This window comes from Exiguobacterium sp. s191, assembly GCF_018618955.1.
GTDB classification, from domain to species: Bacteria; Bacillota; Bacilli; order Exiguobacteriales; family Exiguobacteriaceae; genus Exiguobacterium_A; species Exiguobacterium_A abrahamii.
Genome location: NZ_JACSNC010000001.1, coordinates 1,894,643 through 1,906,828 on the forward strand (window position 1 = coordinate 1,894,643; position 12,186 = coordinate 1,906,828).

Genomic DNA, 12,186 nt, shown 5'->3' on the forward strand with positions numbered 1-12,186 from the left:
TCAGACAAGGGAGCGACTAGCGAGGATTTGCTCAAGGGATAGCAAATCTGTCGAATCGACACGATAGTCTGCCTCATGGAGCGCCGACTCCGGTCCAACTCCGACGGCATACATGCCGGCAGCGTGGATGGCAGTGATGCCAGCTGTCGCATCTTCTACACCGATGCAACGGCTCGGTTCGACGTCGAGTGCTTCTGCAGCACGGAGAAACACTTCAGGGTGTGGTTTCGATTGTGCAACGGTCGCAGCGTCTACGATGTCATCGAAATAGTGTCGGACCTTTAGTGCCTCGACGACCATCAGCGCATTTTTAGAGGCGGACGCCATTCCGATCTTCAGCCCAGCGTTTCGGATTTCATCAAGGAATGCAGTGATTCCAGGAAGAAGATCCTGTTCAGAAATATGTTGGATCAATGTGACGTAGTGTTCGTTTTTCTTCGCAGCAAGTGCTAGCTTCTCTTCCTCCGAAAAAGCGTTCTGTTTCCCACCAAGCGCAAGGATACGCTCGAGTGAATCCATCCGGCTGACACCTTTTAATGTCTCATTGAATTCCCGGTCGAACGGGATATCCAAATCCTCTCCAAGTTGTTTCCACGCTAAGTAATGATACTCTGCTGTATCGGTAATTACGCCGTCTAAATCAAAAATGACCGCTTCGATCGTTGGTGCCATCCGACATCCATCCTTTCTTCCATCGTCCATGAAAGGCAAGAAATCGAATGACTTTGCGCAAACGATTGCACTTGCCTTATGAATAATTTTACTGGTTCTTCCGAATCTTTGCAAGCGTTATCAAATATTTCTGATTTTCTATTTTTAAGCACGAAACACGTTAATTTTGATAACGCTTTCAATTTTAAGGGAATGTTTTACTTATTTCGTTCTTTACTATTCGTTTTACATTTTTTAACTGCTATAATGAATCTCATAGCATATGAGGGAGTGACGAAGATGTTTCAACGTGTTAAACAGTTGTTGAATGATCAAAGTCGAAGAATTCATCGTTATGAAAAAATCGTAACGACGATCAATAGCCTAGAACGAGAAATGGAACAAACATCCGATCAAGCGTTACGTGAATTGACCGCCTCATTACGTGAGCGGCTACAAGCCGGAGAACGAATCGATGCGATCACACCAATGGCATTCGCCCTTGTCCGAGAAGCGAGTAAACGAACGCTCGGCTTACGGCATTACGACGTACAGCTCATGGGCGGTCTGGCATTACTGGAAGGACAAATCGCCGAGATGGCGACCGGTGAAGGAAAGACGCTCGTTGCTTCACTCGCGAGCTTCACTCAGGCGCTTCACGGAAAAGGTGTCCACGTCATTACCGTCAATGAGTATCTGGCACAACGCGATGCGGAGCAAATCGGTCAGATTCACCGCTTTTTAGGGTTACAGGTCGGAATCAATTCCGCTGAAGCTACGTTTGAGGAAAAACGGATCGCCTACGCTGCAGACATTACATACGGTGTCGGGACTGAATTCGGGTTCGATTACCTGCGCGATCATCTAATCATGGAGCCGACGGAACGTCTGCAACGTCCTCTTCATTTCGCCTTGATCGACGAAGTCGATAGCATTTTAATCGATGAAGCGAAAACGCCACTCATCATGGCGGAACGAGACAGTGTCCACGAAGGGTTACAGCAACTCGTCCGTCATGTCGTCCAGACATTCGAAGACGAGCGGGATTATACGTTCGACGAAGAGATTAAAGCGGTCGCCTTGACTGACCATGGGATCGAGACGATCGAGGAGGCGTTTGCGATTGATCATCTGTTCGCTGCTGAGCACTCCGTCCTTTTCCATTACGTCATTCAAGCCTTACGTGCCCATGTCGTCCTCAAGCGAGATGTCGACTATATCGTCAAGGATCAAAAAATCGCGCTCGTCGACCTCTTCACAGGTCGTCTGATGGAAGGACGCAGTCTATCCGACGGGTTACATCAGGCACTTGAAGCAAAAGAAGGTGTTCCCGTCACGGAAGAGAACCGGACGACGGCACAAATCACGATTCAGCATTATTTCCGTCTTTATCATCAGGTGGCAGGAATGACGGGTACAGCGGCGACGTCACGGGAGGAGTTTCAAAAGACGTACGGCATGGATGTCGTGACGATTCCATCGAACCGTCCGAAAATCCGGATCGATGCGGAGGACGTCATCTTTGCGACGCGTGACGAAAAATTAGAAGCGATCGCGCTGGCGACGAAATCGGCACACGTCACGGGACGACCAGTTCTGATCGGTACTTCATCGATTGAACAATCCTTACGCGTCGCGAAGACACTTGATACACATGAACTCACCTACGAGATCCTGAACGCAAAAACCGTCGATCAGGAAGTCCGGATCATCGCTTCAGCCGGACAAGCCGGTCGAATCACGATCGCCACGAACATGGCAGGTCGCGGAACGGATATCTTACTTGATGAAACGGCACAACAACAAGGCGGTTTGTTCGTCATCGGAACCGAACGCCATGAATCGATCCGGATCGATAACCAACTCCGTGGTCGGGCAGGTCGCCAAGGCGATCCCGGATTGACGCAATTTTATCTCTCACTCGAAGATGAACTGCCTCGTCGTTTCGCGCGCGACCGTCTCGCACGCGTGCAACAAAAAGTACGGGATGCTTCCGGTCCATTGGCTTCACGTGACGTTCGGGATCTATTGCAGTTCGCTCAGTCGACGTGTGAATCCGTCAATCGGAGTGTTCGAGATGAACTCGTCCAGCTCGAAGAAGTCATCAGCGAACAACGGCAAACAATCTATCATCTCCGCAACAGAATCGTTGATGCGACGTCACTCGAAGACATCGTCCAACCGTTTGCCGGACGCGTCTTGCCGTCGATCATCGACCAAACGCTTTCTGACGATCTCGTCCCGGAAGAATGGCCGCTGGCTCTCGTCACGACGGAACTCGAGCAACTGTTGCATCAACCGGTCACGTTAGAACGATTGGAAACGATCGACGAGATGAAACGCCAACTTGAACCGCTGATTGCTGACACTGAAGCCTTGCTCGTTGCCCATGTTGCGGCTGAAAAAGAGACCGTCAAACGCTTCATCCTCCTTGCACTCGATGAGCAATGGACGCGCCACTTAACAGCCATGAACAGCTTAAAAGAAGGAATCCACCTCCGGAGTTACGGACAAGAGCAACCAGTCCGCATCTTTGAGCGAGAAGGCATGGATTACTTCGAATATGCCATTGCGAGTTTCGAAAAGCAGGTCCTTTCTGGCATCTGCCGCGCCGAACAGACATACGATAGCGAAGGAGAACTGCACCATGCACACGTCGAATGAAGTGTTTCGTCCCCCACTCTATTTCACGGAGGACATGCCGATCGTCAAGGAAGACGAATACGTCTTTCGTCACGTCGCGAAACAACTACCTGAGTTACAGGTCAATCAGATGGCGATCCATCTGTTTCAAGTCTTATCGCGCCGTCCGCTTCAAGTCATCGCCTTGTTCCAAAATACGTTGTCTCGGTCGTTCCACCTGAATGATCTCGTCGTCCTTGCACTCTCCGGTGACGAACTCGTCGCTCGGAAAGTCCTCAGTATCGAAGAAGTTCCTGTCATACTTCCGATGGCGACGTTGCCGCTCTGGTTGACGTTTGAAGAAGACGAATGTTTCGTCGACCTCGAGCAGTTGACGGAGCCATTGCAGCTCGTCTTCTCAAATGAGACGCTGACCGAGCTGTTCATCGACGATGACTTCACTGAATCGGAACGACGCATCATCCGTCAAGTCGCTTATTCGCACCCGGCACCCCCAGCAGATGGCTGGTCTCTCTTACCGGTCTCGATCATGCGCGAGCCGGATACTGTGACCGCGACCGTCCTCGTCCGTAATGCCAGCGATCAGACACTGACGCTCGAGGCGCTGGCGTTCGAATTGATGAATGACGAGACGCCACTCGCAGACGTCATCCATCCTGGATTGTCTTTACCCGCTCATAGCCAACATGCGATTCGTCTCCGTTTCGCCTGCACCGCAACAGATGTTCCTGCATTCGGTCTCCGTTATCTTCCTCCCTCTTCCTAAAAAAACGTCTCGGCACACAAGATGCCGAGACGTTTTACTTATCCTTTTAAGAGTCCGATGACGCGGACGTTGATCGCTTTTGGTTGGAACGCAAGCATGTTTTCCATGTCTTGCGCAATCCGTTCTTGGACTTTTCCAGCTGTCTTGATGATCGACATGCCGTATTTGATATGCACGGACAGACTGACCGTGATGTCGCCACCGACATCTTCGACTTTTACGAGTTTGACCATCTGTTTTTCCTGCAATTTCGAATCATCTGCTGTAAAGGCGATGCCTTCCGTTTCTTGAACAGCTACCCCTGCGATGACCTCGATGACTTGTTGCGAGACGTTCACGACACCGTCCGCATTATTTAAATTATATGACATACCTTCCACGCCCTTCGTCTAGTAATCCATCTATCTTAAAGTGTAATGCATTCCGCCTTATTTTGAAAGGTCTTCCCGTTTCTCGACGATCGGGCGAATGTCAATCTCAATCAAAGGACGGAGGACACGGACGACGAGCGGGTGTATGATGATACCAACGATCAACAAGGCGACGCCAATCATGATCAGTAAGGCGAGCCATGGTTGCGGTACGAATGCATCCGTCACGTATTGACGCCACGCCATGACGAAGAAGACATGGAGTAGATAGACGTAGAGGCTGAGTTCCCCAGCTCGTGTGATGAGCGGAAGGCGACGCATCGGGATCAACATCATGAAACCGAGCGAGGCCGCGATTGACAAGACATAGATGACGCTATGCTTGAGTACCCCAATCCACGTATCGCTGTCATACTGTTCAGCGTACGGGAAACGATGCTTGAAGGCATTCGCGAAATCGACGATCTCTTGCGGTGTGTCACGCCACGCCTCGAACAATAAGAAGCCCATGACGGCTGCAAACGTCACACCACCAATCAAGCGGACGTTCATTCGGCGCTTGAAGTTCTTCGGCATCTCGAAGATGCGGATGAATTCGTGTTCCGATAGATAGTTCCCGAGCAAGAAATACGGATAGAACATGATCAGCTTCCGAAGTGCCAAGAATCCAGTGTTCTCGAGTTCAAATCCATACAGCAAGGCGAAGGCAAGACCGAACCAGACATATCCACGCAAGTGAACGACATACGGCGTCACGATATACCAGACGACCATGACGAACAGATACCAAAGTGCCCAGTAGGGACGTAGGAGATGCGTACCGATGTTTTCACCAGAAAAGAGCGGCAATCCTTCTCCAAGCGTCGCCCAAGATCCAATTAAGATTTGCCAGACACAGTAGACGGCAAATAGTTGGATGACACGTAAATACTTGTTTTCGCGGAAGAAATAACCGCTTAAAATAATGAATAATGGCATATGAAACGAGTAAATCAACAGATAAACCGTCTCAAGCAACTTTCCGTCATAATCAAACCGTAAATCCGTCAGCATGTGACCTATGACGACGAAAATGACAAGAAAACCTTTGATATTATCAAACCACGGATTCCGATTCATGTTACACTACCCCTTATACTCCCTCGAAAGGAACGAATGTTTATGAAAAAGACACTCCTGATTCTATCTGTCGTCTTGAACGTCGTTCTCCTTGCATTGTTACTGGGACGTAAACCGCTCGAACTATTCGAAAGCGTCTTACCTGCAACGAGTACGACTCCAGTCACGACCTTCCAATACGATAAGAACCCGAACTATGTCCGTCTGAATAGTCTATTCCATACTTATCAATACCCAAAATCAGCGAACGCTGTCATGTTAGGCGACTCGATGACGAATTTTGCCGATTGGCGTATCTTGATGGAAGACCCGACGATCGTGAATTTCGGGATTCCTGGTGATACGACAGAAGGCTTTTTGACTCGCCTCGACTTGATCATTGAGATGAAACCAAAACGCGTTTTCTTGATGGGCGGTATCAATGATATTCGTCACTATACACCGATTCCGCAAATCACTGAGAACATGACGACGATTGTGACGACACTTCGAAAAAATAACATCGACGTCGTCATTCAGTCAACCGTTCCTGTCGCACCGAAATATTCGGATTCCGTCCGAATCAATCGGGACGTCGAAGCGTTGAACCGGAATTTACAAAACCTTGCTCAATCGGTGGATGTTCCATTCGTTGATCTACGACCCGTCTTGACGAATAAACAGGGGTACCTGCAAAATCGGATGACGTACGATGGACTCCATCTCGTCGGTGGTGGTTACCTGCGCTGGAGTGATGCGCTGAAACCCTATGCGCTCAAAACCGATTTGACAGCAAATAACTAAATGAAAAAGCGGCTCATCCCGATTTCCGGGATGAGCCGCTTTCGATTATTAGTCTTCTTGGTTTTTGACACCCATGTACGCTGCGACGCTCGATGCTGAGAAAACTGCAACGGCAACGATACCGACAGCAATCCAAATCACTTGATCCATCATTTCTTTATATCCTCCTTTATGTAACCGCTCACTTCTACATTTAGCGTACACGAATTTCGTCAAGAAAGAAACACATTTTCCATGTCTAATGACTAGACGATTCGGGAAAAAGTAACTATAGTAGAAGGACAACTACAAATTGTCAGAAAATTCGATTATTTAACAAGGAGGTGTTTCTGATGGCCACTTCATTGCTTACGCCGAAAGTGACGTTACGACATCGAAGTACTCTCAACTTTGGATATTGGCTTGTCATCGGATGCATAGGATGGGGGATGCTTGCCCTCGTCACGAATGTTGGTACTGTTATTAGTCGTCTTCCTTTATATGAAAGCATTCCCCTCGCCATCCTTGTACTTGGCCTCACAGGTGTCGTACTAAAAATGGCGCGTGACGAGTGGTGGATTCGTTATCTTGAACGTCAGACCCAGTATTACATCGGACACGAAACCGTGACCGGTTGGTGTACGACGATTGATAGCATGTGGCTGATCCGCAAGACGATGCGCCGTGAACTTCGCCTGCTCTACAGACAACTTGCCAAGACGAAAGCATCGGAAGAAGTGAAACAGACGCTCGCCCTCCAGCTCGTCGAGCGTGGTGTGCTCATCGTCTATTCTCGACCAAAAAGTGATCATCCTGCTTGAAACAAAAAGAGGACTGCCCCATCATCTTCTATGAAAGAAGTAGATGGGACAGCCCTTTTTTTACTGTTTCAGCCAATCCGTTGCTGCTTCAATCGTTGGCATGACGAGTTGGTGACCATAATTCGACCACGTGACGTCGACTGATGCACCAGCTTGTATCAAGAGTGCTGATAACTCTTCCGTTTCCTGAGCCGGACAAATCGGATCATTGCTTCCGGCACCAATGAAGACGCGCACATCCGATAAATCAGGTAACGTCACACCACGACGCGGTACCATCGGGTGCAACAGAATCGCTTGTTTGAACAAAGCTTCTTCGAACAACATATTCGCCGCGATGTTCGCCCCGTTCGAGTATCCGACTGGAATCAGACGATCGAGCGCGAAGTCACGCTCCGCTGCCTGGTCACGTAAAAACTGAATTAAACGTGCTGTCCGTAAAGCGAGGTCTTCTTCATCAAAGACGCCTTCTGCGAGTCGTTTGAAGAATCGTGGCATCCCGTTTTCCGAGACTTCCCCGCGGACGGACAAGTAGCCTGCTTCCGAATCGAGCAACGAGACGAGCCCGACGAGATCTTGTTCCGTTCCGCCTGTGCCATGTAAGAATAAAAAGATCGGTGCGTCTGCTGTTTTTGGTGCTTGGTATAAATGAATCATACGAGTCTCCCCTTCGGTACAGTAATAGGTGTTACATGATTTGTGATTGCACTGCGATGTGCTTCGAATTGTTCCGGTAACTTCAAGTCTTCTCCGAGCACCTCGAACGCTTCATCGATTGCGAATCCTGGATTGTCGGTCGCAATTTCATGGAGGATCCGACCGCGGTCATGGAAGTAGATCGATGTAAAGTAATTGCGGTCCTTCACTTCAGTCGTCAGCAAACCGAACGCGTTGATGGCGTTCATCCAGTCGAGTTGTTCCTTTTGATCCGTTGCCCGCCACGCGATATGGTGAACCGTTCCCGTTCCCGGACGACCAACTGGCATTTGACCATGAACGACATCAACGACATTCCCGAACTCGCCTTCTGCGATGTACCGGTCAACGGTTTCCGTCCGTTTGCTGAGTGTCAGGCCGAATGTGTCTGTCAGTAATTTTGCTGTGTCTGATGGATCCCTTGATAGTAACGTCGCTCCCGCGAATCCTTTGATCGCGACCTCACGTGTGATGCCGTCGATTTCATAGCGACTGTCTGGTCCTGCCTCACGTTCGACGAGTTCAATCTGGAGACCATGTGGATCTTCGAAGGCGATCTGTTGCTCTCCGAACCGAACCGTCTCTTCAAACGAGACGTTTTTTTCTGTCAGCCGCGCTTTCCAAAAATCTGCTGCCCCGACCGGAATCGCGTAAGCTGTTGTTCCGACTTGTCCGGCACCGACTTGTCCTTTTGCCATGCCTTTAAACGGAAAGAACGTGATGATCGTTCCCGGTGCCCCGGATTCATTTCCAAAATAGAAGTGGTATGTTCCTGGATCATCGAAGTTGACCGTTTTTTTGACGAATCTTAGTCCGAGAATGGTTCCGTAAAAATCGAGATTTTCTTGTGGATCGCCGACCATTGCTGAGATATGATGAATGCCTTGCGTTTTCATATGATGCGTTCCTCCTTCAGTCGTATCTATTAACACAATAATAGTAACTAAAGAACAAAAAGTAAACTAATAAGCCTTTTCCCGTTTTTTCTGGAACCTTTATCCAATTTAGACCGTAGGACACTAAGTAACAATGATACACTTGTCGTGCAACAGACGTCTTTAAAGGAGGTTCTTATGTTAGAAATCAAACACATCACGAAGCGTTTCGGCGATTTTACGGCCGTAGATGCTCTGACGATTGAGGTGCCGCGCGGGCAAATCTTTGGTTTGCTTGGTGCGAACGGTGCCGGGAAGACGACGACGTTCCGAATGCTGCTCGGTCTACTGCAACCGACTGAAGGATCGATCACTTGGAACGGAGAGCGCATCCCGACTTCAAAGATTGGATACCTTCCGGAAGAACGAGGGCTGTATCCAAAAGTCCGCGTCGATGAACAACTTTTGTTCCTCGCAGAACTCCGGGATATGAAACGGAAGGATGCGAAACGAGCCTTGACGGAATGGCTCGACTATTTCCAAATTCCGCAGTATGAAAAAATGCGCGTCGAACAACTCTCAAAAGGAAATCAACAAAAAATTCAGTTGATCTCTGCCGTCCTACATAAACCTGAACTGCTGATTTTAGATGAACCATTCAGTGGACTCGATCCGGTCAACGCCGAACAATTAAAACGTGCTGTCAAAAAGTTAACCGTCGACGGAACGACGATCGTCTTCTCAAGTCACCGGATGGATCATGTCGAAGAACTCTGCGAACACGTCGCGATCCTCGATCACGGAAAACCCGTCGTTGCTGGCTATCTCCCTGACATCAAGGCGGGATACGGAAAAACACGTGTCCTCTTGACGACAGATGCTCCACCACTCCTGTGGGATAGCTTGCCAGGTGTCCTACAAGTCGAGTCAGACAACAATGGGCATATCGTCCAAGTCTCTTCAAAAGAAGCGGCTGATCAACTTCTCCAACATATCGTCAGTCAAGGACACCATGTCGATCGTTTCGTCTGGGATCAGTTATCCCTGCAGGATATCTTCATCGAGGAGGTCGGCAAACGTTATGAACCGTAAATTTCTGACTTTATATCGCTTCAATCTACTACAGAAACTGCGTGCTAAAAGTTTTTTGATCTCGACGGTCCTGATGGTCCTGTTCCTCGTCGGCTTCGGCAACATCGAACGGATTCTCGACTGGTTTTCTGGTGACGATCCGAAAGTTGCTCTCGTCAGTGAATTGTCGACCGATCTTCGCCCGGCCTTGAAGAAGGCTGGTGTCACTTCAGACATCACCACGAAGGAATATACGGTCGCACAAGCACGAAAGGCAGTCGACCGCGGAACATTCGATGCTGTGGCAATCGTTCAGGATTCGTATGACGTGACACTCGTCAGTGCTAGTCCTGAGTCTGAATTACAGACACAGGTCGCAACGGTCGTCAAACAAGTCCGTGATCAAGCCGTCATCACGGATGCTGAAATCGATCCGAACGTCCTTGCTTCGCTCGCTGAACCTGTTCCTGTCAAACAGGAGTTGACGTCGACAGGTGGGAAAAGTGAGGATGAACTCTTTGCTGCCTCGGCGCTCGTCTATGTGTTGCTGTTCTTGATGTACTTCACGATTGCGATTTACGGTGGGATGATCGTCACGGAAATCGCGAACGAAAAGTCATCCCGCGTCATGGAATTGCTGATTTCAGCAGCGAGTCCGATTCAACATATGCTAGCGAAGATCCTCTCGATCGCTACGGTCAGTCTCGTACAATTATCGATCCTCGTCGGTGTCGGCTACTACAGTGCTCAAAACAGCAGTTTATTCGATCAGTTATCACTCGATTCCTTGAGTGCTCGGACGATCATTTATCTGTTCGTCTTCTTCCTACTCGGATACTTCCTGTACGCGACGCTCCTCGCGGCACTCGGTTCGCTCGTCAGTCGGGTCGAGGATGCGCAGCAAGTGACGTTACCGGTCATCTTGTTGATCGTTGCTGCCTTCATGATTTCGATGTTTAGTCTGAATGCACCGACGAACCAAGCTGTCGTCGTCCTGTCATTCGTGCCGTTCTTCACACCGATGGTCATGTTCCTGCGCGTCATGTTGACCGATGTACCGCTATGGCAAGTGTCAATTTCGCTCATCTTGATGCTGATCAGCATCTCGCTTGCCTTATTCGTCGGAACAAAATTCTATCGGGGTGGTGTTCTGTTCTATGGATCGAATCCACTCAAACAGTTGCGCCGGATCTTAAGCGGTCGCCGGTAACAGTTTACAAGACGAATCGTTTCCGCTATCGTTAGGTGAGAAAAAGCCTTTAGGAGGAACTACGTTATGCGGTCTCGTTTTTGGGCAGCGATCCTTTTCACAGCTGCTGCCATGGTCTCGTCACTTGTCATGTTCACGAAATTCCCGCAAGCGAGTGCGACATGGGAACTCGTCCTTGCCTATGGAGGCATGGCGTTCGTCTCTAGCCTCTTTTGCTGGTCCTTCGTTGCGGTGCGCCGCCATTCTTCTCGTTTATACGGAAGCTGGGTCGGTGTCTTCATCGCCGGACTGACTGTCTTACTCGTCTGTATCGCGCGATTCGTCTTGCGTGGTGATGTGATGATGATTTTCAAATGGCAAGCGATGCTCGGTAGCTTAACTCTCAATTTCGGCTATGTCGGTTGGGTACTCGTCATTGCAAATGCGATCATTGGTTTCATCATCGGTCGGATCCGTCAAAAGACGCGTCGTCCACGCCCGATGCCACAACGTTAATAAAAAGTCGCTGTCTTCTGAACGTCAATCAGAAGACAGCGACTTTTTTTATTTACGATGGTAGCGGGAACGACTTTTCCGGTCGCTGTAATCCGCATAATAGGTCGAACTGGATAAAGAAACACCGTCCGTCATGCGATCGAGATATTCATCGAGTTGCATCATCGATGGTAATTTATCCTCGAACAACTCATACGTCTCTTCCGCTTGATCGCGTTGCAATTCCCCTGCTTCCATCACGGCTTCGACGAGCTCATGGAAGATCCGTTGCTCGGTCGCACTCATCGTCTGCTCGATCCGTTTGACGTCCTCATCATACATTAAATCAAACAGGCGCATTCGCTCTTCGAGCTGTTCCTCGACCCACGTTCCATCTTGTCCGAGCGTCTGTTCATAAGCAAGCTTCATCTCTTCGAGCGGTGTGTTCTGCTGCATGATGAACTTCAATGACTCCCCCGTCCAGATATGCCGTGCCAAATAACTAGCGTCGATGTTCAAGACGTCCGCCAATGCTTCGATGTAGGGTTTGGTTGGATAGACTTCGCTGAGCTCCGTCCGGCGGATGAAGTATGGTGCGACGCCGAGTCGTTCAGCCAACTGTTCGATCGTAATCCCGGCACGCTCCCGTAAAATACGAATCCGGTCACCGTAACCCCGATATGGTGAATGGTCTAGCATACGATTCCCTCCCTTATTCCTATGGTAT

General features: G+C 49.3%; 13 protein-coding genes. 7 read left to right on the forward strand and 6 right to left on the reverse strand.

Annotated elements, in window-relative coordinates; genetic code table 11:
• Complete coding sequence (gene pgmB, locus KNQ09_RS10040; protein ID WP_029342546.1) at positions 1-672, reverse strand: beta-phosphoglucomutase; 672 nt, start codon at positions 670-672, stop codon at positions 1-3.
• Between the two features lie 279 nt (positions 673-951).
• Between pgmB and secA2 the strand changes: the two genes are divergently transcribed.
• Both secA2 and KNQ09_RS10050 read left to right on the forward strand, forming a co-directional pair.
• On the forward strand, positions 952-3,315 hold the full coding sequence (gene secA2 / locus KNQ09_RS10045) for an accessory Sec system translocase SecA2 (RefSeq protein WP_214858265.1): 2,364 nt from the start codon (positions 952-954) through the stop codon (positions 3,313-3,315).
• Entirely contained in the window at positions 3,299-4,060 is a 762-nt protein-coding gene (locus KNQ09_RS10050; RefSeq protein ID WP_214858267.1) for an SLAP domain-containing protein, read from the forward strand. The genes secA2 and KNQ09_RS10050 overlap by 17 nt, the downstream gene beginning before the upstream one ends.
• Before the next feature lie 38 nt (positions 4,061-4,098).
• On the opposite strand, the gene KNQ09_RS10055 is transcribed toward KNQ09_RS10050, so the two are convergent.
• Together KNQ09_RS10055 and KNQ09_RS10060 are read right to left on the reverse strand one after the other, a co-directional pair.
• On the reverse strand, positions 4,099-4,431 hold the full coding sequence (locus KNQ09_RS10055; RefSeq protein ID WP_029342549.1) for an Asp23/Gls24 family envelope stress response protein: 333 nt from the start codon (positions 4,429-4,431) through the stop codon (positions 4,099-4,101).
• Positions 4,432-4,488: 57 nt separating this feature from the next.
• Positions 4,489-5,550 carry an acyltransferase family protein gene (locus tag KNQ09_RS10060; RefSeq protein WP_064299377.1) on the reverse strand — a complete coding sequence of 354 codons (1,062 nt, stop codon included), beginning with the start codon at positions 5,548-5,550 and terminating at the stop codon, positions 4,489-4,491.
• A gap of 42 nt (positions 5,551-5,592) precedes the next feature.
• Here KNQ09_RS10060 and KNQ09_RS10065 point away from each other — a divergent pair, with 42 nt between their 5' ends.
• Positions 5,593-6,333: an SGNH/GDSL hydrolase family protein gene (locus tag KNQ09_RS10065; protein WP_050678748.1), complete on the forward strand. Its 741-nt coding sequence runs from the start codon at positions 5,593-5,595 to the stop codon at positions 6,331-6,333.
• Between the two features lie 332 nt (positions 6,334-6,665).
• Positions 6,666-7,133: a hypothetical protein gene (locus KNQ09_RS10070; protein WP_023469313.1), complete on the forward strand. Its 468-nt coding sequence runs from the start codon at positions 6,666-6,668 to the stop codon at positions 7,131-7,133.
• Positions 7,134-7,193: 60 nt separating this feature from the next.
• Here the strand turns inward: KNQ09_RS10070 and KNQ09_RS10075 are convergent, their stop codons facing one another.
• Both KNQ09_RS10075 and KNQ09_RS10080 read right to left on the reverse strand, forming a co-directional pair.
• Positions 7,194-7,790 carry an alpha/beta hydrolase gene (locus KNQ09_RS10075; protein ID WP_214858269.1) on the reverse strand — a complete coding sequence of 199 codons (597 nt, stop codon included), beginning with the start codon at positions 7,788-7,790 and terminating at the stop codon, positions 7,194-7,196.
• Complete coding sequence (locus tag KNQ09_RS10080) at positions 7,787-8,725, reverse strand: VOC family protein (RefSeq protein ID WP_214858271.1); 939 nt, start codon at positions 8,723-8,725, stop codon at positions 7,787-7,789. The genes KNQ09_RS10075 and KNQ09_RS10080 overlap by 4 nt, the downstream gene beginning before the upstream one ends.
• A gap of 177 nt (positions 8,726-8,902) precedes the next feature.
• On the opposite strand from KNQ09_RS10080, the gene KNQ09_RS10085 reads away from it, so the two are divergent.
• The 3 genes from KNQ09_RS10085 (at position 8,903) to KNQ09_RS10095 (ending at position 11,480) form a co-directional block, all read left to right on the forward strand.
• Positions 8,903-9,796: an ABC transporter ATP-binding protein gene (locus tag KNQ09_RS10085; RefSeq protein ID WP_064299374.1), complete on the forward strand. Its 894-nt coding sequence runs from the start codon at positions 8,903-8,905 to the stop codon at positions 9,794-9,796.
• Positions 9,786-10,985 carry an ABC transporter permease gene (locus tag KNQ09_RS10090; protein ID WP_023469317.1) on the forward strand — a complete coding sequence of 400 codons (1,200 nt, stop codon included), beginning with the start codon at positions 9,786-9,788 and terminating at the stop codon, positions 10,983-10,985. The genes KNQ09_RS10085 and KNQ09_RS10090 overlap by 11 nt, the downstream gene beginning before the upstream one ends.
• Positions 10,986-11,051: 66 nt before the next feature.
• Positions 11,052-11,480: a hypothetical protein gene (locus KNQ09_RS10095; protein WP_029342557.1), complete on the forward strand. Its 429-nt coding sequence runs from the start codon at positions 11,052-11,054 to the stop codon at positions 11,478-11,480.
• 48 nt (positions 11,481-11,528) lie between these two features.
• Here the strand turns inward: KNQ09_RS10095 and KNQ09_RS10100 are convergent, their stop codons facing one another.
• On the reverse strand, positions 11,529-12,158 hold the full coding sequence (locus KNQ09_RS10100; protein ID WP_029342558.1) for a helix-turn-helix domain-containing protein: 630 nt from the start codon (positions 12,156-12,158) through the stop codon (positions 11,529-11,531).
• Between the last annotated feature and the right edge of the window lie 28 nt (positions 12,159-12,186).